This window comes from Nocardia sp. NPDC047038 (assembly GCF_040644075.1).
Classification (GTDB): domain Bacteria; phylum Actinomycetota; class Actinomycetes; order Mycobacteriales; family Mycobacteriaceae; genus Nocardia; species Nocardia sichangensis.
Window position 1 is genome coordinate 411,891 of sequence record NZ_JBEYVQ010000002.1, and the last position, 20,609, is coordinate 432,499.

Annotated in this window: 21 protein-coding genes; 10 read left to right on the forward strand and 11 right to left on the reverse strand. The window is 68.4% G+C overall.

Features of this window, described 5'->3' with window-relative positions; all coding sequences use genetic code 11:
• The first annotated feature begins 219 nt into the window (after nucleotides 1-219).
• The gene (locus ABZ824_RS10130; RefSeq protein ID WP_356962937.1) at nucleotides 220-522 is read left to right on the forward strand and encodes a DUF1905 domain-containing protein; all 303 of its coding nucleotides are present in this window, start codon (nucleotides 220-222) and stop codon (nucleotides 520-522) included.
• A 22-nt stretch (nucleotides 523-544) separates the two neighbouring features.
• Here ABZ824_RS10130 and ABZ824_RS10135 read toward each other — a convergent pair whose 3' ends face one another.
• The 6 genes from ABZ824_RS10135 to ABZ824_RS10160 form a co-directional block, all read right to left on the reverse strand.
• Nucleotides 545-1,180 carry a hypothetical protein gene (locus ABZ824_RS10135; RefSeq protein ID WP_356962938.1) on the reverse strand — a complete coding sequence of 212 codons (636 nt, stop codon included), beginning with the start codon at nucleotides 1,178-1,180 and terminating at the stop codon, nucleotides 545-547.
• Between the two features lie 108 nt (nucleotides 1,181-1,288).
• The gene (locus ABZ824_RS10140) at nucleotides 1,289-1,618 is read right to left on the reverse strand and encodes a hypothetical protein (RefSeq protein WP_245562771.1); all 330 of its coding nucleotides are present in this window, start codon (nucleotides 1,616-1,618) and stop codon (nucleotides 1,289-1,291) included.
• Between the two features lie 111 nt (nucleotides 1,619-1,729).
• The gene (locus ABZ824_RS10145; RefSeq protein WP_355071396.1) at nucleotides 1,730-2,026 is read right to left on the reverse strand and encodes a hypothetical protein; all 297 of its coding nucleotides are present in this window, start codon (nucleotides 2,024-2,026) and stop codon (nucleotides 1,730-1,732) included.
• Nucleotides 2,013-2,237: a hypothetical protein gene (locus ABZ824_RS10150; RefSeq protein ID WP_063016531.1), complete on the reverse strand. Its 225-nt coding sequence runs from the start codon at nucleotides 2,235-2,237 to the stop codon at nucleotides 2,013-2,015. The genes ABZ824_RS10145 and ABZ824_RS10150 overlap by 14 nt, the downstream gene beginning before the upstream one ends.
• A 154-nt stretch (nucleotides 2,238-2,391) precedes the next feature.
• Entirely contained in the window at nucleotides 2,392-3,276 is an 885-nt protein-coding gene (locus ABZ824_RS10155) for an RNA polymerase sigma-70 factor (protein ID WP_356962940.1), read from the reverse strand.
• Nucleotides 3,277-3,323: 47 nt separating this feature from the next.
• Nucleotides 3,324-3,707, reverse strand: a complete 384-nt coding sequence (locus ABZ824_RS10160) for a DoxX family protein (RefSeq protein WP_356962941.1) — start codon at nucleotides 3,705-3,707, stop codon at nucleotides 3,324-3,326.
• A gap of 203 nt (nucleotides 3,708-3,910) precedes the next feature.
• Here ABZ824_RS10160 and ABZ824_RS10165 point away from each other — a divergent pair, with 203 nt between their 5' ends.
• Complete coding sequence (locus ABZ824_RS10165) at nucleotides 3,911-4,702, forward strand: alpha/beta hydrolase (protein ID WP_356962942.1); 792 nt, start codon at nucleotides 3,911-3,913, stop codon at nucleotides 4,700-4,702.
• A 12-nt stretch (nucleotides 4,703-4,714) separates the two neighbouring features.
• Here ABZ824_RS10165 and ABZ824_RS10170 read toward each other — a convergent pair whose 3' ends face one another.
• Genes ABZ824_RS10170 through ABZ824_RS10180 form a run of 3 tightly spaced genes read right to left on the reverse strand, consistent with a single transcriptional unit; the run spans nucleotide 4,715 to nucleotide 7,652 of the window.
• Nucleotides 4,715-5,377, reverse strand: coding sequence for a TetR/AcrR family transcriptional regulator (locus ABZ824_RS10170; RefSeq protein ID WP_356962944.1), 663 nt, complete (start codon nucleotides 5,375-5,377; stop codon nucleotides 4,715-4,717).
• Nucleotides 5,362-6,126: a crotonase/enoyl-CoA hydratase family protein gene (locus ABZ824_RS10175; protein ID WP_356962945.1), complete on the reverse strand. Its 765-nt coding sequence runs from the start codon at nucleotides 6,124-6,126 to the stop codon at nucleotides 5,362-5,364. Before ABZ824_RS10175 ends, ABZ824_RS10170 begins: the two co-directional genes overlap by 16 nt.
• Nucleotides 6,123-7,652, reverse strand: a complete 1,530-nt coding sequence (locus tag ABZ824_RS10180) for an acetyl-CoA acetyltransferase (protein ID WP_356962947.1) — start codon at nucleotides 7,650-7,652, stop codon at nucleotides 6,123-6,125. The genes ABZ824_RS10175 and ABZ824_RS10180 overlap by 4 nt, the downstream gene beginning before the upstream one ends.
• Nucleotides 7,653-7,769: 117 nt before the next feature.
• On the opposite strand from ABZ824_RS10180, the gene ABZ824_RS10185 reads away from it, so the two are divergent.
• The 4 genes from ABZ824_RS10185 to ABZ824_RS10200 all read left to right on the forward strand — a co-directional run bounded on the left by ABZ824_RS10185 (nucleotide 7,770) and on the right by ABZ824_RS10200 (nucleotide 11,837).
• Nucleotides 7,770-8,525: a crotonase/enoyl-CoA hydratase family protein gene (locus ABZ824_RS10185; protein ID WP_356962948.1), complete on the forward strand. Its 756-nt coding sequence runs from the start codon at nucleotides 7,770-7,772 to the stop codon at nucleotides 8,523-8,525.
• Nucleotides 8,526-8,701: 176 nt separating this feature from the next.
• Nucleotides 8,702-9,808 (forward strand): DUF4185 domain-containing protein, encoded by a 1,107-nt coding sequence (locus ABZ824_RS10190; RefSeq protein WP_356962950.1) that lies wholly within the window; start codon nucleotides 8,702-8,704, stop codon nucleotides 9,806-9,808.
• A 96-nt stretch (nucleotides 9,809-9,904) separates the two neighbouring features.
• Nucleotides 9,905-11,113, forward strand: a complete 1,209-nt coding sequence (locus ABZ824_RS10195; RefSeq protein WP_356962951.1) for an erythromycin esterase family protein — start codon at nucleotides 9,905-9,907, stop codon at nucleotides 11,111-11,113.
• A 49-nt stretch (nucleotides 11,114-11,162) separates the two neighbouring features.
• On the forward strand, nucleotides 11,163-11,837 hold the full coding sequence (locus tag ABZ824_RS10200; RefSeq protein WP_355071379.1) for a class I SAM-dependent methyltransferase: 675 nt from the start codon (nucleotides 11,163-11,165) through the stop codon (nucleotides 11,835-11,837).
• Between the two features lie 3 nt (nucleotides 11,838-11,840).
• Here ABZ824_RS10200 and ABZ824_RS10205 read toward each other — a convergent pair whose 3' ends face one another.
• The gene (locus ABZ824_RS10205) at nucleotides 11,841-12,431 is read right to left on the reverse strand and encodes an alpha/beta family hydrolase (protein ID WP_355071377.1); all 591 of its coding nucleotides are present in this window, start codon (nucleotides 12,429-12,431) and stop codon (nucleotides 11,841-11,843) included.
• Nucleotides 12,432-13,343: 912 nt separating this feature from the next.
• Here ABZ824_RS10205 and ABZ824_RS10210 point away from each other — a divergent pair.
• From ABZ824_RS10210 to ABZ824_RS10220, 3 genes are all read left to right on the forward strand, one after another.
• On the forward strand, nucleotides 13,344-15,179 hold the full coding sequence (locus ABZ824_RS10210) for an acyl-CoA dehydrogenase (RefSeq protein WP_355071375.1): 1,836 nt from the start codon (nucleotides 13,344-13,346) through the stop codon (nucleotides 15,177-15,179).
• A gap of 192 nt (nucleotides 15,180-15,371) precedes the next feature.
• Complete coding sequence (locus ABZ824_RS10215; RefSeq protein WP_356962954.1) at nucleotides 15,372-16,106, forward strand: helix-turn-helix domain-containing protein; 735 nt, start codon at nucleotides 15,372-15,374, stop codon at nucleotides 16,104-16,106.
• Between the two features lie 86 nt (nucleotides 16,107-16,192).
• On the forward strand, nucleotides 16,193-17,278 hold the full coding sequence (locus ABZ824_RS10220) for a DUF4185 domain-containing protein (RefSeq protein WP_356962956.1): 1,086 nt from the start codon (nucleotides 16,193-16,195) through the stop codon (nucleotides 17,276-17,278).
• Nucleotides 17,279-17,347: 69 nt separating this feature from the next.
• Here ABZ824_RS10220 and ABZ824_RS10225 read toward each other — a convergent pair whose 3' ends face one another.
• Nucleotides 17,348-19,246, reverse strand: coding sequence for a VanW family protein (locus ABZ824_RS10225; RefSeq protein ID WP_356962958.1), 1,899 nt, complete (start codon nucleotides 19,244-19,246; stop codon nucleotides 17,348-17,350).
• 311 nt (nucleotides 19,247-19,557) lie between these two features.
• Here ABZ824_RS10225 and gnd point away from each other — a divergent pair, with 311 nt between their 5' ends.
• A complete protein-coding gene (gene gnd, locus ABZ824_RS10230; RefSeq protein WP_356962959.1) occupies nucleotides 19,558-20,586 on the forward strand; it encodes a phosphogluconate dehydrogenase (NAD(+)-dependent, decarboxylating) in 1,029 nt (342 codons plus the stop codon).
• Nucleotides 20,587-20,609 lie beyond the last annotated feature (23 nt).

Consider the following 20,609-nt stretch of genomic DNA (forward strand, 5'->3'; position numbering starts at 1 on the left):
CCACCATCGCGCACCCCGCGCGGTCGCTCACGGGTTGCGCGCAGCGCGATCGAAATGCTCGCCGAAGCGGGGAGATCGACCGCTCAGGTGCGCGAGGTCCCGGCCAGGTCGACTTGTCCGCGTGCGTTGGTCAGCGCGGTGACGACGCAGGTGCCGAGTCACATGCGCTGTCGCGGGCGACGCGGTGCCGCTGTCGGTGCCCGCCGCTACAGTCGCGACGTGGCTGGTTCGCGGTACTCGTTCACGGCGGAAGTGTGGGAACACCAGGGGAATGCCGCTTGGCATTTCGTGTCGCTGCCCGAAGACGTGGCCGACGAGATCGAGGAGCGGTACGCCCATCGTTCCGGCGGATTCGGCGCCGTGCGGGTGCATGTGGTCGTCGGCGGCTCCCGGTGGTCCACTTCGCTGTTTCCGGACAAGTCGCGCGCGACCTACGTCTTGCCGATGAAGAAAGCGGTGCGGGTCGCCGAGGGGCTCGAAGCCGGATCGGCCGCGCGAATCGAGCTCACTGTCGCGCTGTGATCAGCGGAGCTCCGGCGGGCGCTCAGTATTCGGCCGGGCGCCCCGCGAACCACCCCGCGGCGACCTTGCGCCTGCTCGCACTTCGCTTGACCGCCACCACCACGATCACGAGCACACCGAGCACCACGCCACCGAAACCGAGGGCGAGCGCACCGAACAGTGTGCCGACGAACGACGAGCCGAGACCCTGTCCGATGGCGACCGTCACCTCGGAACTACCCGCCGTGGTCACGCGATAGGCGCCCGGCTTCGCTGCCTCGAACGAGAACCCGGCCCGTCCCTCGTGGCTGCCGAAGGAATACGTGATGATCGCGTCGTACTTCTGCAACTCCAGGTGCTTGCCGTCCGGATCGAGCACCCGAAGGTTGACCGTGCCGGAGGGGCCCCGGGACGATGCCCCGGCGTACTCGAAGTACACGGTGTAGCCGCCGGACTCCGCCAAGTTCACCATGCCGGAGCCGGGCACCTTGACCCGCTGGAAGTCGTCGATCCGGCCCGAGGTCTGCAGGAAGCCGAGAGCGCCGAGGACGATCCCGCCGATGACGCCGAGGCCGATCAGCGCGCCACCCAGCGCGAACCAGCGACCGGATGGGCTGATCGGTTGCGCGGTAGGCGATCCCACCGGACTCGGCGATGTCGGAAAAGGCGGCTGTGACACGGTCGAATCCTCGGCTTCTGGTCGACACCCGCGTCGACGTAGCGACAGCGTACGGTCTGCTTCACCGCCTCGCTACGCGAATCGTCGACCGCCCCGGCGGGCCGGAACTCAGCGCGTCTGAGCCGCCGACATGCACTCGCTCGCGATGCGACCGCTGGCGGCGCGCGCCTTGTCCGCGTCCTCTTTGCTCATCCCCAGCGTTTCCTGGTTGGGAGACTTGGTGTCGTACTCGTCGCTGATCATGATCCGCAGTCCGGCCTGCGAAATGCCCTGGTCGACGAACACTTTCGCCGCGCATTCGGCCAGTTGCTTGTTCTTGAGGCCCTTGTCCTGCAACGACTTGGCGAGATCGGCCTGCGTCACCGTGGGCGCCGCCGTGTCCTTGTCGCTGCCGCATGCCGCGAGCACCGGCAGCGCGATCAGCGCCGCGGCGATCATGCAGATCCGCACCTGACTCCTCTTCCTCGACTGACCACTGTCGGTGGCGTGGCCACCATAATGCCGTCCGGCCTTCAGCGGTAGTCGTGCGCGGTCTTTGTCCAGGAGGCCTCAGAGGTCCATGGCCGCGCGCAACGCGGTGTCGAGCCGTTCCAGCGTGTCGGTGTCCACCACGTCCACCCGCTCGGCCAGCCAACCGCGGAAGATGCGCCCAATGTTCCCGGCATGCACCCAGCCGTGTTCCTCCACCGGAACCGCGAGGATGTCCTGCGGATCGTCCTCGAGCACCTCGGCCGCGATCAACCAGGGGCGCGGCGATTCGTTGATGCCGTCACTGCTGATGAGCACGACCGTTCGGCGGCGCGGCGAACCATGCGGGTTGTAGATCCACAGTTCACCCCGACGCACGCATCGCCTCCTCGGCGGCCGCCAGTTCGGCCGCGTCCGCGGCGGCCTCGGCGGTCACATCCGACACCGGACCGACCCCGGTGCGCACGGCCTCCCGTCGCGCGGCCTTCGAAATCCAAGCCGACGGCGACATTCCCGCGCGGGCGGCCGCCTGCTCGGCATACGACCAAGCGGCTTCGTCCAGCGAAAGGGTGACCTTACGCGTTGCCATACCAATTATCCTACCGATATTGCCCGGTCCGGCACCAGCCCTCGGCGACGACCGCGTCAGCGCGATCTGGGCGATTCCCAGCGCGCCACCGGAAGCGACCCGCACTGCTCGCTGCCGGTGAGCGCGTGGGCGGCCGCCACGGCGCTGCCGATATTCAGCGCAACGCGAGCGGCGTCTCGGACTCGACGCGGGTCAGCTTTTCCGGGTTGCCGACGAAGTAGAGGCCGGTGATGTGGTCGTCCTCGATGTGGAAGGTCATGATGCCGTCGAGCACGCCGTCCAGGCGCAGCGCCAGTGCCGGGTGTCCGTTGATCAGAATGATTTCGCAGCTGAGTTCGGCCTGGACCTTGCCGGTGCCGCCGGTGATGTAGCGGGCGACCTTCTCCGCACCGATGACGGGGTGCAGCGCGGCTCGCTTGATACCGCCGCCGTCGCTCATGAGGACGACATGCGGCGCGAGGACGTCGAGCAGGCCTTGTGGATCCCCTGATTCGAGCGCGCGCCCGAACGCCTCCACCGACGCGCGGGTCTGGCTGGGCGATACCACCGAACGCGGGCGGCGGGCCTCGACGTGGCGGCGGGCGCGGTGCGCGATCTGGCGGACGGTCGGCGGGTTCTTGCCGACCGCGGCCGCGATCTCCTCGTAGCCGAGGTCGAAGACCTCGCGCAACACGAAGACAGCACGTTCGGTGGGCGAGAGCGTCTCGAGGACGAGCATCATCGCCATCGAGATGTTCTCGGCGAGTTCGACATGCTCGGCGACGTCGGGTGCGGTGAGCATCGGCTCGGGCAGCCAGGGGCCGACGTATGCCTCTCTGCGGCGCTTCATCGTGCGTAGCCGGTTGAGTGACTGCCGGGTAGTGATCCGAACCAGATAGGCACGTTCGTCGTCCACCTGTTCGGTGTCGGCTTTCACCCAGCGCAGCCAGGTCTCCTGCAGCACGTCCTCGGCGTCGGCGGACGAGCCGAGCATCTCGTAGGCGACGGTGAACAACAGGTCGCGGTGGGCGACGAAAGCCTCGGTCGCGTGGTCGCTCATCTTCTCGACCCTTCTCCTCGGTGGTTGGCTGCGTTCGATCCGGGCCGTCAGCTCGTGAACGGTTCGAGGGCGAACCGGCCCCACGCGATGAACACCGCGACCGCGAGATATACCGAGTTCAGCACGACGAACTTGTACTGCCCGAGCCGGCCGTGGGTGATCATCGCGCCGACCATGAGCCCGACCCAGCACACCGCCGTGACCGGCACCAGCACCGGCGCGATGTCGAGCACGGCGGGCAGGATCAGACCGGCCGCCGCCAGGATCTGCAGGAGGCCCAGACCTTTGACGAAGCCGTCGCCGGCCGCCGCTGTCCATTCCCCGCCAGGTGACGCGGCGAGCTTCTCTCGCGGAACGAACGCCTTGGTGATGCCGCCGAAGAGGGCGAGCGCGGCCAACAGTGCCGTAGCGATCCACAGTGCGATGTTCATCGGAAACTCCTCCGTCTCTGATACGTCGGCATTCAGACACCGCGCGAGCGGGCACCGTGACATTCGGTGAGCTGAATCACACAGCGGGGGGTGGCGCATCGATCCCGCACCGTCGGAGATCGACGCGCCCGGCGACTATGACCTTGGGTGAACTGCCTGCGCGATACCAACTGATGACAGGTGACTGCTGTTAGGGTTGGCGCATGACGACGTTGCACCATCACCGCGTCGGCGCGGGCGAGCCGCTCGTGCTGGTACACGGGGTCGGGAGCCGGTGGCAGGTGTGGGAGCCGATCATCGACACACTGGCCGCGTCGTACGAAGTGATCGCCGTCGACCTGCCCGGCTTCGGCGGTTCGACGCACCCGCTCGCGCACAACACGGTGCCCAACCTCACCGACGCGCTCGCCGAATTCCTCGCCGCGCAGGGGATCGAACAACCGCATCTCGCGGGGAACTCGATGGGCGGGCTGATCACACTGGAATTGGGCGCTCGCGGGCTGGCTCGCTCGGTGACCGCCTACTCCCCGATCGGCTTCTGGGACACCGCCGGTCGCGTGTGGTGTCAGCAGTCGCTGGGCAAGTCACGGGCGTTGGCGCGCAAACTGCGGCCCGCCCTGCCGTCCGTCCTCGGCACCGCCGCGGGCCGGACCGTCTTCCTCTCCCTGGTCTTCGGCAAACCCTGGGCGCTGGATGCGAAGGTGGCGCTGGACACGGCCATCGGCGCTGCGGACGCGGCCGGATTCGACGAGGCGATCGCCTCGTTCACCGATGTCCGGCTGCCCGAAATCGACTCCCTCGCCGACATTCCGGTGACCATCGCATGGGGCAGCCGCGACATCCTGCTCACCTACGCGACCCAGAGCCGCAAGGCGCGCAGCGTGCTACCGGACGCCGAGCACGTCACGCTGCACGGCAGCGGGCACACGCCGTTCTTCGACGACCCGGCCGGATGCGCCCAGGTGCTGCTCGAGACGGTCACCCGCCAGCGCTAGACGCTGGTCCGTTCAGCCCGCGGGCGGGTCGAGCAACGTGTCAGCGGATGCCGTGCCGAGCAAGACGCGCACGGCATTACCCCACCGGTGCTGAAGAACCCGCTTGCGGGACACGTCCCCGGTGAGCAGCACCCGCAGGGCCGATCCGGTCATGATCTCGATGGTGAACTCGGTGATCGTAGGCACCCGGGGATCGTCGGGGAACTCGCGCCGGAAGCTGTCGCGAATGCTGGTGTGCATCAGTTCGAACAAGCGGACCTCGAGCGGCAGGAAGGCCGCCCGCAGTTCCGGGTCGGTTCGCGCGCCCACCCACATCTCAAGCGCCGCCCAGAACGACGGGCCGCTGAGCATCCGCATGGTCAGCTCGACGGCCGTCTCGAGCCGGTCCGCGTCGTCCGGGATCGCTTCGAACTCGCTTGACAGCTGGTCGAAACGGCGTCGCGCCACATGCTCGACGGCGCCGGCGAGCAGATCGGCCCTGGTGGGGAAGTAATGCTGCAACGTTCCCCGCGGCACACCCGCCCGCTTCTGCACCTCGAGCGTGGTCGTGCCCGCGTAACCGACCTCGACCAGGCTCTCCACCGCCGCGTCCAGCAGCCGCGTGCGCATGCGCTCCCTGCGCTGCGCCTGCGGCTGCCGGACGTGTCCCGGCCCGCCCGTCAGCGACCCTGCCACTGGGGCTCGCGCTTCTGCGCGAACGCCAGCGCGCCTTCGGCGGCGTCCTTGGAAATCAATGCGGGCAGCGCGATTTCGCCCTGCTTCGCGAATCCCTCCGCGACCGGCCAATCCGGCGACTCGTCGATGATGCGCTTGCTCGCGGCCACCGCGAGTGGTGCGGCGGCGACGATCTCGGCCGCGAGTTCGAGCGCCACCGACAGCGCCGCACCCGGCTCGGTGACCCGGTTGACCAGGCCGAGCTGGTAGAGCCGCTCGGCGCCGATCCGGCCTCCGGTGAGCGCGAGTTCGGCGGCGGTGCTGCGCGGCAGCCGCTGGGTCAGGCGCAGCACGCCACCGCCCGCCGCCACCAGACCGCGCTTGACCTCGGGAATGCCGAACTGCGCGTCGCGCGCGGCGACGATGAGGTCGCCCGCGAGCGCCAGCTCGAAACCACCGGCCAGCGCGAAACCCTCGACGGCGGAGATCATCGGTTTCGCCGGGGGTTTCGCCGTGATGCCGAGCGGGCCACGGCGCTGCGTCATCGGCATCTCGCCTTTCGACGCGGCCACGAGATCCATTCCGGCGCTGAACGTTCCGCCCGCACCGGTGAGCACGAGCACGCGCGCGGCGGAATCGGCTTCGAACTCGTCGACAGCGGCCTCGATGGCCTGCGCGGTGGCCAGGTTGATCGCGTTGCGCGCCTCGGGACGGTTGACCGTGAGCACGGTGATCGCGTCGCGCCGCTCGATCAGGACCGAGTCGTTCATCGGGCGCTCCTCTCGGTGAGCAGGGTGAACGTGTCCGCGGCGATCTCGGCGTCCGCGCCGAGCGGGTCGCCCGCGGTGAACGCCGCGAGGGTGTCGGCATCCGACGCCCGGACCAGTATGCGGGTCCCCGCCGGTGTCAGTGCGCTCACCACAACGGCTTCCGGCTCGTCGGCACGGTCCGGCGCGGGACCCTTGCGGTAGGCGACGGTGTACGCCTCGATCGTGGCCGGACCGGTGTACCCGGGCGCGGGTTCCCGCCGCGCCGCCGGCACCTCAGCCTCGATGGCACGGAACAGCCGCTCGGGCGGCTTCGCCGAGTACACCCCGACGCCGTGCTTGGTGCTGTACCAACCGAGCGCCGTCGCCAAGCCGTATGCGCCGGGGTCCGCGCGGAGAATGCCGGACAGCGTCGCGATCGAATGCGTCGTGTAGTTGTTGCCCGGGCCGCCCGCGAAGGTGAGACCACCGGTGACCGACAGTGGCCGGGCCGGATCGTCGATCGGCAGGCCGAGTTCCTCGGCCGCGATCTGCACCGCCACCGGGAAGCAGGAGTACAGGTCGACGTGGGCGACATCGTCTATCGCGATTCCCGCGGCGCCGAGCGCCGCCTTCCCCGCCGCGGCGATCGCGGGCGATCGAGACATGTCCGCTCGTTCGGAGACGAACCATTCGTCGGTCGCGGTGGCGCCTGCATGCGGGAAAACCCATCGGTCCCGCGGCACACCGGCGGCCTCGGCCGCCGCCGCGCTGCACAGGATGAGCCCGGCGCCCAGGTCCACGGTGAGGTTGGCGATCAGCAGCTTCGGATACGGCGTCGACACCATCCGGTTGGCGGGCGCCGGCGTCGCCAGCTCGGCGGCAGCCTGCGCGGCGGGCTGCCACGCGTACGGATTGCGTGCCGCGATCTCCGACAGCCGCGACCACAGTCCGCCGATCCGCTCGCGGTGCGCGGCTTCGCTCGACCCCAACCTGCGGCGCAGGGCCGTCTCCATGAGCGCGTAGAAGTACACCGGGCCCCACAGGCCCGCGGCGGTTTCCATGTCCGAGTTCGGACCACGATCGGAGCCGACGATCTCGTCCGGTGTTACGTCGTCCGGCTGCTCCGGCCAGTCCACCGCCGCGCCGGAGCGGGCGGCCGTGTTCCCGGAGTACACCGCTTCGGCTCCGGTGAGCAGGGCGACCTCCGAGCGGCCGTCGGCGATGGCCTGCGCGACGACGTTGAGCAGCCGCTGCGGCGCGTCACCGCCGAAACGCACCGACTGCACGGTCCTCCTCGGGCTGACGCCCAGTTCAGCCGCGACGAGCGCGCCCAGATCGCCGTAGGGGCGGCTGACCGGGGCGACGGCGGCGATCACATCGGCCGCACGCAGCAATCGGTCGCCGACGCCGCTGTCGGCGCCCGCGCGGCGCAAGGATTCGGCGGCGAGTTCGACCGGGCCGGGCAGACCCGGCGCACCCGGTCGGTGTACGACCTGCCCGGCGCCGACGAGCACCGGCGTCCTCGGGTCCATTCCGGCTGGCAGCATGCGACCTCCGCTCCATAACCGTCAACATTGACGGTAACTCGAGTCCGATTAGAACAGAGCCCTGGCACCGCGGCAACAGTGCGCGCCAGACAACTGACTCACGAGTAAGATTCGAGCATGGGCACCAACATCGCAGTGCGGTTCGACGACCACCGGGCGTACGTCACGCTGGACCGGCCGGACAAGCACAACGGCCTGACCATCGACATGCTCCGCGAGCTGGTTGCCAGCGCGAAGCTGGTGGCCCACCGCAGCGATGTGCGTGCGGTCATTCTGTCCGGAAACGGACCCAGCTTCAGCAGCGGGCTGGATATCTCCGCGGCAATCAGCGATCCATTGGCAATCGTTCGGAATTTCGTGCCGCTACCCTGGCGCGGCACCAATGCCTTCCAGGAGGCGTGCTGGGCTTGGCGCCGCCTGCCGGTGCCGGTGATAGCCGCCGTGCACGGGCGCTGCTACGGCGGCGGGCTCCAGCTCGCGCTCGCCGCCGACGTCCGTTTCGCCACCCCCGACGCGGAGTTCTCCGTCATGGAAGCCAAACACGGGCTGATCCCGGATATGACCGGCGCCGCAACACTATCCAGGCTGATCGGCATCGACAAAGCCCTCTTGCTCACGATGACCGCGGACGTAGTGGACGCGGACTACGCCGCGCGGATCGGCTTGGTCACCGAGCTGACGCCGGACCCCGTGGTGGAGGCGGAGAAACTCGCCGACCGCCTTGCGACGCGGTCGCCGCACGCGGTCGCCGCCGCCAAACGACTCTTCGAGAAGTCGTGGCAAGCATCCACCCGGCGAACCCTGGCCGTCGAGCGCGCGACCCAACTTCCTTTGATTCTCCGCAAGGCGCGCAGCCGCCCTACCAAGAATTAGCTACAAATTCGCTAGTCTGCTGGAGAACCCTCCCCGCGACTGGTTCCGCTGCTACCATTTGCACGATTTGCCAGCCAGTCGACTAGTGGTGCGCGGCACACTGCGAAGGGTCTGTGTATCGCGGGACGTCCGTGTTTCGCACCGCTCTCGGGAAGAAACCGGAGGGCTCACAGATCGTGATCAAGACCGCATCCTTCCTGCTCTCGGCGCTGGCGGGCGCCTCGGCCCTGCTCTTCACGGCGACCACCCCCGCCATCGCGAACCCGAACGCCATCAATCCCATCCCGGTGCTCAACGGCACGACCGGATTGCCGAATCTTCTCGGCCGCACCAAGGCGGTCTTCCAGGTGACCGGTATGGCCAGCCCGAACAACACTCAGACCTACAACGTCCTCGGCACCGATCTCGGCATCATGTGGGACAACGGGCACGGCGAAATGCTCACGGCGTTCGGCGACACCGCAGGCGTCGGTTTCCCGAATCTGCTCGCGGGCAGCATGTGGGCCTGGCGCAGCAATATCCTGCTGCGCAGCCACACCACCAATCCGGCCGAGGGCGTCTATTTCGACAGCGTGGTGCGCGACGTGTTCGGGCAGGCGCGCGATCTGATCGCCAGCCCGAAGATCCCGTTCCTGGAGATCAGCCACATCCCGACCGCGGGCATCGCCGTCGACGGCGTGCAGTACATGAGCCTGATGTCCGTGCGGACCTGGGACGACGTCGGCCAGTGGAGCACCAACTTCTCCGGTCTCGCCGTCTCCGGGGACAACGGCGAGACCTGGGCCGAACTGCCGGAAACACGGCGGAACAACGAGGGCGGGGACGCCAACTTCCAGATGAACGCCTTCCTCGCCGACGGCGGGTACATCTACGAATACGGCACGCGGTCCGGACGCAATCACACCGCGCACGTCGCCCGCGTGCGCGCGCACGACATCGGAAATCTCGCCGAATACGAATACTGGGACGGCCACGCCTGGCGGAAGAACGACGTGAACGCCGCCGCGCCCATCATGTTCGGCGTCGGCGAACTGTCGGTGATGTACAACGCCTATCTGGGGCAATACATTTCGCTGACCACCGATCGATTCAACTCCGTGGTGATGCGGCGCGCCCCCGATCCGGTCGGACCGTGGAGCGATCCCGAAGTACTGATCGACACCCGCGAATTGCCCACCGCCTACGCGCCTTCCATCTTTCCGTACCAGACCGGGCGCGATCTGTACTTCCTCACGACCGTGCACAGCCAGTACAACGTCCTGCTGATGCGCACGACGCTGTAACCGGGAACCCGGCGATCCGACGCGGCGCTTGACCTCAACGAAGGTTCATGTACGAGGCTGCACCGCGTTGGATCGTTCACGTTTCCGGGAGGCACCATGCTCAGCACCACCGTCGACATCCGCGCCTGGTTGCGCGACAACGCCATCGCGATCGACAGCACCGAGCCGGACTCGCCCGGTACCGAACTCGACGGCCTGATCGCGCGGCTCGCCACCGCCACGGTGGTCGGGCTCGGCGAGTCGACGCGGTTCTCCCGCCAGACTTTCGGTGTGCGCGAGCGGCTGCTGCGCGGGCTCGTCGAACGGCACGGCTTCCGCGCACTGGCCATCCAGGACAGCGCGCGTTCCGGCGAACGGTGGGACCGGTTCGTCACCGCGGGCGCGGGCGACCCCGAATCGGTGCTCGCCGGCGCCTGGCGTCCGTGGCGTACCGAGGAATCGGTGGCCACGCTGCGCTGGATCCGCGCGTACAACCTGGCGCATCCGGACGACCCGGTGCGGATCTTCGGCGTCGAACCGCCCCGTGCCGAACCGAGCGACTACGACACGGTACTCGACTACGTGCGCCGCGCGGCTCCCGACCGGCTCGCCGCGATCGAGGCGCATCTCGCGCCGATCCGCACCGCGCATCAAGTCGACGAACATGTCCAGCGCCATCAAGGCACCCACCCCGGCCGCCCGTTCGCCGAGCACGCCGAAGACGCCCTCGAGCTGCTCACGACATTGCCGGATACCGGCGAGCGCGCCTCGGCGCTCACCCACGCCCGCATGATCCGCGACTTCCACCGGCAGAGCGTCGCGAGCCAAGGGTTCGCCAGGGACGAACGGCCGTCGGCCGAGACGGTGCTGGAATGGCAGCGCTCGACCGGCGCGAAGATCGTCTACTGGGACGGCCTCGCGCACACCACCAGCCTTCCGATCGTCTTCGGTACGGCCGAATTCCGCGGCACCGGAAGTCATTTGCGCACTGAGCTGGGCGAACGATACGTGTCCGTCGGCATCGGCTTCCATCACGGCGACCTCGGCGCGGCCGTGGCGCCCAATCCGCAACCGGACCTGGTGGACGCCGCGCTGGGCGAAGTCGAGCTGCCCGCCTACTACGTCGACCTGCACGCCGCCGCGCCGGAACCGGTCCATGATTGGCTGATCGGCCCGGCGAAGCTGCGCACCATCAGCGGCGTCTACGACCCGGCCGCCGACGCCACGGCCAATATCCGGCTTTCGTCGCTCGCCGATGCGTTCGACGTGCTGATCCACGTACGCGAGACCACGCCGGTGCACTGGCTCTCGCAGGTATCGGACTGACTCGGGCAACCCCACGAAGCGCGGGTGGCCCGATCAATAGACTCGAAATATGGATGCGGCCGACTGGGACGAGCGCTACGCGCAAACGGAATTGGTCTGGGGCGCACCGCCGAACAACACCGTGGTGGAGCACGTCTACGGGTTGGAACGCCGTGCGCCCCTGCAAGCCGCCACACCCGAGGGCGATGCGCCGGAGTTCCCGCGCGCTCTCGATCTGGCGTGCGGCGAGGGCCGCAACGCCCTGTGGCTCGCCACGCACGGCTGGCAGGTGCACGCCGTCGACTACTCACAGGTCGGCATCGACAAAGGCCGCACGGTGGCGTCGCGGCTGTCCCGCTCGGTCCGCAATCGCATCACCTGGCAGTGCGCCGATGTCACCGATCTGGACGAAGCGGGGATCACCGGACCGTTCGAGCTGGTCTTGATGGTCTTCCTGCACCTGCCCGCCGAGCAGCGCCGCGCGTTGGTGCGCACGGCGGCGGGGCTGCTGGCTCCGGAAGGCACCCTGCTCGTACTCGGCCACGACACCACCAACATCACCGACGGCTGCGGCGGGCCGCAGGACCCGGCCATCCTGTTCACCCCTGACGACATCGTCGCCGACCTCGGCCCGCTCGCGGCGGCGAGCGAGGTGCGCGTCCGCATCGCCGACCGCGTCTACCGGCCCACCGAAACGGGCGACGCCATCGACGCGCTGGTCATCGCCACCCGACCGGCCGAATAGGACTCAGGACCAGCGCTCCAGCCACGGAGTCACGGTCTCGGCGATCAGGTCGAAGCCCGCGCGGAAGGCGTGCGGCTGTCCCGGGATGACGCGCACTTCGGCGGCGTCGGCGGGGTCGGGAATGCCGAACGGGTCGTTCGCCCCGTTGACGACGACCACCTCGATGTCTCCCGGCGCGAGCAGTTCATCCCGGCGCGAGTTCTCCGGCTTGCCCGGCGGATGCAGCGGGAACGAAAGCGCGAGAACGCCACGGACCCGTGCCGCGACGGCGGTACGACAAGCCACCCGCGCCCCGTTGCTGCGCCCACCCTGGATCACCGGGATGCGCTTGCGCCCGCGCAGCCGCGCGACGATCTCCAGCCAGGCCTCGTCCTGCTTGACCGCCGAACCCGGCGCCCGCCGCCCAGCCACCCGATACGGCTGCACCACCCGCGCGACCCCACCCCCAAGCCGCAACGCGACGTCACGCACCGCGAGCAGGTCCTTCGCCTCCACCCCACCCCCCGCACCATGCGTGAGCAGCAGCAGAAACGCGGGCCTGCGCGGCTGTTCGAGCTCGACCTCAGCCGGCCCCGCACTCGTCTCGATCAGCATTGTGCTCATTCTGCCGCGCCGGCCCCCCGAAGCCGCACCGTCGCTCCCCGCGTGATCGACCTGCGACTATCGGAGCAAGCGGCGGCCGTCGCGAGCCGCCGGGCTCACATCCGCCCCCGCCGCACACGCCACGGAGTCAACAGCGTCAGCCGCGGCGAGCCGCCAGCCACCACGAACCGCGCGCATCGGGTAGCGAGGTTCGACACCGACGCGCCCAGCACACCCCACAACCACGTCGTTCAAGCGAAGCGAGACCGACCATCCGCCGTTCGCGACCCGGCCCGCACTTGCGCGGCCACCACCTACACGACGAAGTCAACAGCGGCAGTCGTGGCGAGCCGCCAGCCACGACGAACCGCGCGCACCGGTAAGGACCATCGCTACCAACGCGCCCAGCCCACCCCGACCACGTCTTCCGAGCGAAGCGAGACCGAGCACGCGCCGTACGCGGCCCGACTACCACGTACGCGACGAAGTCGACGGCGGCAGTCGTGGCGAGCCGCCAGCCACGACGAACCGCGTACACCGGTAAGGACCATCGCTACCAACGCGCCCAGCCCACCCCGACCACGTCTTTCGAGCGAAGCGAGACCGAGCATCCGCCGTTCGCGGCCCGGCTCGCGTTTGCGCGGCCGCCGCGTACGCGACGAAGGAGCAAGCGGCGGTCGCGCAAACGCGAGCCAAGAGGGGGCCGCGAACACGCCGCGCGAAGGCGCGGCAAATCAAACACTGTAAAACGCGTCACATTGCCTGCTCAGCTCTTTGCGCAATCATTACCGGCCGGTAATATGTCTCATAAGTTACCCGCGAGTAGCATGCGGAAAACCGGCACGACTACCCGGTGGAGCGAACAACGGGCGGGAACGGCAACCATACCGACCGCACCAACTCAACGGAGAGTGAGTACTGACAATGGGTCACTACAAGAGCAACGTCCGCGACCTGGAGTTCAACCTCTTCGAGGTTCTCGGCCTCGGGTCGATCCTGGACAGCGGCGCCTACGGCGATCTCGACACCGACACGGTGAAGGAGATGCTCAACGAGGTGCGCCGCCTGGCCGAGGGTCCGCTCGGTGAGTCATTCGCCGACGCCGACCGTAACCCCCCGGTCTTCGACCCCGAGAACCACACGGTCACGCTGCCGGAGTCGTTCAAGAAGAGCTACCGCACCCTGCAGGACGGCGGCTGGGACAAGCTCGGCATCGCCGAGGAGCTCGGCGGCCTGCCGATCCCGCGCGCCGCGTACTGGGCCATCGCCGAACTGATCCTGGGCGCGCAGCCCGCCGCCTTCATGTACGCCGCGGGCCCCGGCTTCGCGAACATCTTCTACAACAACGCCACCGACGAGCAGAAGAAGTGGGCGGAGATCGCCGCCGAGCAGGGTTGGGGCGCCACGATGGTGCTGACCGAGCCCGACGCCGGTTCCGATGTCGGCGCCGGTCGCACCAAGGCGATCAAGCAGGAAGACGGCACCTGGCACATCGAGGGCGTGAAGCGGTTCATCACCTCCGCCGACTCCGACGACCTGTTCCCGAACATCATGCACCTGGTGCTGGCCCGCCCCGAGGGCGCGGGACCGGGCACCAAGGGCCTGTCGCTGTTCTTCGTACCGAAGTTCCACTTCGACCACGAGACCGGTGAGCTGGGCGAGCGCAACGGTGTGTTCGTCACCAACGTCGAGCACAAGATGGGCCTGAAGGTCTCGGCCACCTGTGAGGTCACCTTCGGCGGTCACGGCATCCCGGCCAAGGGCTGGCTGGTCGGCGAGGTGCACAACGGCATCGCGCAGATGTTCGACGTCATCGAGCACGCTCGCATGATGGTGGGCACCAAGGCCATCGCGACCCTGTCGACCGGTTACCTGAACGCGCGGGACTACGCCAAGGAGCGGGTCCAGGGCGCCGACCTGACCAAGATGACCGACAAGGCCGCGCCGCGCGTGACCATCACCCACCACCCGGATGTCCGTCGCTCGCTGGCCACCCAGAAGGCGTACGCCGAGGGCCTGCGCGCGGTGTACCTGTACACCGCCGCTCACCAGAACGCCGATGTCGCCCAGCATGTTTCCGGTGCGGACGCCGACCTGGCCGCGCGGGTCAACGACCTGCTGCTTCCGATCGTCAAGGGCGTCGGCTCGGAGCGGGCCTACCAGTACTTGACCGAGTCGCTGCAGACCCTGGGCGGTTCGGGCTTCCTGCAGGACTACCCGATCGAGCAGTACATCCGCGACGCGAAGATCGACTCGCTCTACGAGGGCACCACCGCGATCCAGGCGCAGGACTTCTTCTTCCGCAAGATCGCCCGTGACCGCGGCGTCGCGCTGGCCCACGTGGCCGGTCAGGTGCAGAAGTTCATCGACGCCGAGGCGGGCAACGGCCGCCTGAAGGGCGAGCGCAAGCTGCTGGCCACCGCGCTGGAGGACGTGCAGGCCATGGCCGCCACGCTCACCGGCCACCTGATGGGCGCCCAGGAGCAGCCGAGCGAGCTGTACAAGGTCGGCCTCGGTTCGGTGCGCTTCCTGCTCTCGGTCGGTGACCTGCTCATCGGCTGGCAGCTGCTGCGTCAGGCCGAGGTCGCCATCGCGGCCCTCGACAACGGCGCGACCGGCGCCGACGCGGCGTTCTACAACGGCAAGATCGCGGTCGCGCAGTTCTTCGCCCGCAACGTCCTGCCGGAGCTGACCGCCACCCGCGCGGTGCTGTCCAACCTGGACAACGACATCATGGAGCTGGACGAAGCCGCGTTCTGACCTTCGTTCCACCGCAAGGCACAACGGCCCGGAGATCCTCTCCGGGCCGTTGTCGTCTACATTTGTCGATTCGTGACGTTCGATCACCGCTCGACGCCGATTCTCTCCGGTAGATTGCGTGCTCCCGGGGAGCGACAAGAGCCTCCCGCTTCCCACAGTTCGGCACGAGAATTGTCGGCAGAGGTGCCCGAGGTGACGCGCAACGCAACTGGCATCGGCGCCTATCTGCGCGAACGACGCCTCGCCGCGGGGCTGACGCCCGCCCATCTCGCCGAGCGGGCCGAGCTCACCGAAGCGGTGCTCGACCAGATCGAGACAGGCGCGGTGGCGCCGAATCAGCCACTGCTGCAACAGTTGTTCGACGCGCTGGAGGTGCCGATCTGGTACCGCAAACACATCGTCGTGCTGTCCCTGCCGAATTTCTTCACGGCCGCCTACGGACCCGGCCCCGACGTGCCCACTCCTGACGACCAGGCCGACCTGCACAGCCTCCCCGACCCGGCCTGCTACCAGCGGATGCCGACGCAGGACCTGGTGGCAGCCAATTCCGCCTACGAACGCGCCTTTCCAGGTGCCCTCCCCCGAGGAAACGTGCTGGAGTGGATGTTCCTCGACGCGGCGGCCCGCCGGGTGATGGTGGACTGGGCCGTGGAAGCACACCTGCTCGTCGACGCCTTCCGTATCCTGTCTCCGCTCGCGCCGCGCGAGCGCGTCGAGGAGATCGCCGAACGTTGCCGCCGCTCCCCTGATTGGGATCGCATGTGGACCACCGAAGTGCGTCCCGCCGACCTCCCCCGGCGCCGATTGCAGGTGCGCGATCCAGCCTCGAGACGGGTCCGATCGATGAGCATGCGGGTATACAGCCCAGAACTACCCGAGCGCCCGTGGTGGCTTTACCGGCTGGTGACGATCGGCCGAACGCGCTGAGTCCACCCACCGAGGTAGGCGACATCGCGGCGGTGAACGGGCAGAATGACCGAGCAGACTGCGTCCCAGAGGAAGGGAATTGCCGGATGACTCGATCGCTGTCCGCACTCACCGGGGCCGGCGCGCTAGCCGCGGTCTTGGCGCTGGTCGCCGCCACGCCCGCCGGAGCCGACCCGAACAACGTCATTCCGATTCCGGCGATCAACGGCATTCACGGCCTGCCGGACCTGCCCGGGCCTGCCAGAGCGGTGTTCCAGGTGACCGGCATGGACAGCCCGAATCGGACCCAGAACGTCAACGTGCTCGGCACGGATCTCGGCATCATGTGGGACGACGGCAACGGCCGCATGATCACCGCCTTCGGCGACAGCGCGGGCATCGGGATCCCGAATCTCCTCGCGGGCAGCATCTGGGCTTGGACCAGCAATGTGCTGTTCCGCAGCTCCAGGCACGATCCGGCCGACGGCATCATCTTCGACGACGTGGTGCCGAATCCCATACCCAGCCCCAAGATTCCCGGCATCGAGATCAGCCTGATTCCCACCGCGGGCATCTCGGTGGGCGGCGTGCAGTACATGAGCTTGATGTCGGTGCGCGAATGGGGTGACCACGGGAAGTGGAACACCAACTTCTCGACCCTGGCCGCCTCCGGTGACGGCGGCACCACGTGGGCCCAGCTCACCCACACGCGTCGCGCGAACGTCGACGGCCACGAGAACTTCCAGCAGAACGCCTTCTTGAAGGCGAATGGCTACGTCTACCGCTACGGCACCCCAGCAGGGCGCAACAATCCCGGATTCGTCTCTCGCGCCAAGGAATCCGATATCGCGAATATCGATGCCTACGAATACTGGGACGGCAGAGAGTGGAAGCCCACCGACGCCAAGACGGCGGCTCCGATCGTCGGCGGCGTCGCGGAACTCTCGGTGATGTGGAACGACTATCTGGGCCAGTACGTCATGTTGACCACCGATCCGGCCAACAGCGTCGTCCTGCGCACCGCACCGGCTCCGGAAGGGCCGTGGAGCGAACCGCGCGTCCTCATCGACGCCCGCGCGCTTCCCACCGCGTACGCGCCGATGATCTATCCGTATCAAACCGGCCGCGATCTCTACTTCGTGGTCACCCAGCACACCCAGTACAACGTGTTGCTGATGCGAACTCCGTTGTGAAGATGACGAATCCGCCCCTCCGGTGCGTGGCGGGGCGGATTCGGGAACCGCGTGCTCGGGGCTATTCCCTCACTCGCACTTGACGATCGGAATCGGGTCGTACTTCACCGTGCGGGTCTTTCGAGACACTTCGCGGCCGGTTTTGTGGTCGGTGATGACGCGGGTGTCGGAGATGGTGAAGCCGGGGCCACCTTCGGAGGCGATGCAGTCCTTGCCCTTGGGCAAGGTGACCGTGTTGGGTTCGGTCGGTTTGGTCTTCTCGCCGGTGATGGACTCGACGTCGACCGTCTTCGTGCCCCACAGTCGCACGGTGATCTCGGTGGCGGTCGCCGAGGTTTCGATGTAGATGCCGGTCTGAGTGTTGTTGCGGAATTTCAGGTCGATCACGCCGTCGAAGACGGTGGCCTCGCGGGCGGCGGGGTAGCGGGAGATGTAGTAGCTGTGCTCGGTGTGACCCGCGTCCTCGAGACCCGCGAAATACGCCGCGTTGTAGAGCGTGGTGGCGAACTGGCTGATGCCGCCGCCGACGGCGGTGCTGGGACGACCGTGGTCGATGATGCCGGACTCGACGTATCCCTCCGCCGTGCCGCGCGGACCGGTGAAGTCGTTGAGCGAGAACGTGTCTCCCGGCTTCACGATCGCGCCGTCGACCTTCTTGGCCACGGTGCGGATGTTGACCCCGGAGGGGCCGCTGAAACCGCCGGTAGTGAACGATCCGACGGGTTCGACCACGCCGAGCCCCTGTGCGGCCTCGGTGGTCAGCTTCGGTTCGACCCGTTCGTAGACCACCTGCGCGGTCCGCTCGCCCGGCGCGGTCAGCAACGCGGTGAGCTGTTCGAAGGTCTTGGGCCAGTTGATCTTGTCGCCGATCACGGCGGGGACGACGGACGCCTTGCCACCCGCCACCGCGAACGTCGCGTCTTTCGGTTCGACCTCCGTGGTGGCCAGTTGCGGCCCGAGTAGACCGGTCGCGGCGTCCTGATTCACCGACGCGGCGAGACCGCCTTGCCCGTCCGGCGCGAAGGCCAGCACGGACGCGATCTGCTCCGGATCGAGCCTGCCCGAGGCGCCCTTGCCCGCGAACGCGATCGGCGAGCGCACCGCGGGCTGGGCGATCTCGCGCAGGGCCTTGTCCACGGCCTCCGGACGCACCTGCAGCGGCGCGGGGACGACGGGAAGGTCCACTGTGGCGCCGGCGACCCACTGCTCGGCCAATTCCGTACGCGCGGCGGCGACATCGAGCACCCGGCCCGGAACCGGAGCCACCGCGACGGGTTCGGCGTTGCGGAAGGTGATGGTGCCCTCGACCGACGGCCGGTCGTGCACCCGCAGTTCGGTGAGTTGGCGATCCAGGGCCGGTTCGTCGATCGCACTGACGATCGACACTTCGCGGGTGGTGAAGAAGGAGGCGAGCCGGGTGAACGGGTTGAGCGGCTGGGAGCCGATCCGCGACCAGGTGGCATCCCAGTCGACGGCCAGTCCGGCGGCGCTCGGCACGATGCGGGTCTGCACGTCGCCGATGCGCAGCGGCAGTTCGCGGCCCGCCCTGGGATCCAGTTCGGCGCGCAGCTTCGCATCGGCCGCGGCTTTGTCCATGCCGCCGATGTCGACACCGGCGACGACGGTGCCACGCGCGACCTCGCCCGAGGACATCACCCAGTCCACCACGTAGCCGAGACCGGCGACCGCCAGCACCGCGCCCACCGCTATACCCACCCGGCGCACGACGGCGCTGTCCAGGCGTTTCGGCGGCGGGGGCGAGATCGGGCGACGCGCGGGCGCACGGCGGGGTGCGGGTGGCGGGGGCCGCCTCCGGGTAGTTTGCAGAGGCTGGGTGAGCTGTTCGTCGCCGGTCCAAGCGACCGACCGGTCCGCCGCCTGGGGCCGCTCCGCCCCGAGAAGCTGGCGCCATCCGACTTCGCCACCAGCCTGTGGGCCGCGTCCTCCGGTGCTCGGCTGGCTCGTCACGAACCGTCCTCCCCGTTCGATTGAATTGTGGACCCGCACCGCTGCGCGTCCCTGCCAACGATAGTGGTCCACACCGACAGTGCTCGCCACAGCTCGGGCATAGCGCACATTCCGCGCGAAGAACCGGGTACACCACACAAAGAGGCCCGCGCAGTTGCCGGGTCGGGGGTCAGGCAACTGCGCGGTGCCGATCTGTTTATCGGGCTGTAGCGGGCGGCGTTACACCCGCGAACCGAACCGTGATCGATCCCACGCGGAAGAATCGAGAGGACCCCGCCGCAAGACTTGGCTACACGAGGGAGATGGATGGCATGCAGCTGGGAATGATCGGCCTCGGCCGGATGGGCGCCAACATCGTGCGCCGCATCGTCGAGGACGGACACACCGCCGTCGGATACGAACGTCGCTCCGCGCACATCGACGAACTGCGCGCCGAGCTCGGGGACGGCTTCCGGGGCAGCACCGACCTCACCGAGTTCGTCGGCATGCTGGAGACGCCGCGCGTGGTGTGGGTGATGATCCCCGCCGGGGCCACCGGTGCGGTGATCGAGCAGGTCGCCGAGCTGCTCGAACCGGGCGACATCGTCATCGACGGCGGCAACAGCCGCTACCACGAGGACCTCGTGCGCGCCGAGCGCTTGCGGCCCAAGGGCATCCACTACGTGGACATCGGCACTTCGGGCGGGGTTTTCGGGCGGACTCGCGGCTTCTGCCTGATGATCGGCGGCGAATCCGAGCCGGTGAAGCACCTGGACCCACTGCTGAAATCCATCGCGCCGGGCCTCGGGGCGGCGGAGCGGACGCCGGGACGCGGCGGCGAGCCGTCCACGGCCGAGCTGGGTTATCTGCACTGCGGACCGGTAGGGGCGGGCCACTTCGTGAAAATGGTGCACAACGGCATCGAGTACGGGGCGATGGCCGCCTACGCCGAAGGGCTGAACGTCCTGCGCCGGGCCAACTACGGCGCCGAGCACACGGGCGAGTTCTCCGCGGAGGAGACGCCCCTGGAACATCCCGAGTACTACCGGTACGACCTGGACATCCCCGAGATCACCGAGGTGTGGCGGCGGGGGTCGGTGGTCGCGTCCTGGCTGCTGGACCTCACCGCGGCCGCGCTGCACGCGGACCCGAGCCTGGATTCCTACAGCGGCCGGGTATCCGATTCCGGCGAGGGTCGCTGGACGGTCGATGCCGCCATCGACACCGGCGTGCCCGTCCCAGTGCTGGCTTCGGCTTTGTTCGCGCGATTCTCCTCGCGGGGCGAAGCGGTGTACGCGGACAAAGTGCTCTCGGCGATGCGCAAAGCGTTCGGCGGGCACCTCGAGCTGCCCGGCGAGTAGGGCGCAGGTGGTCCGACCGGAAT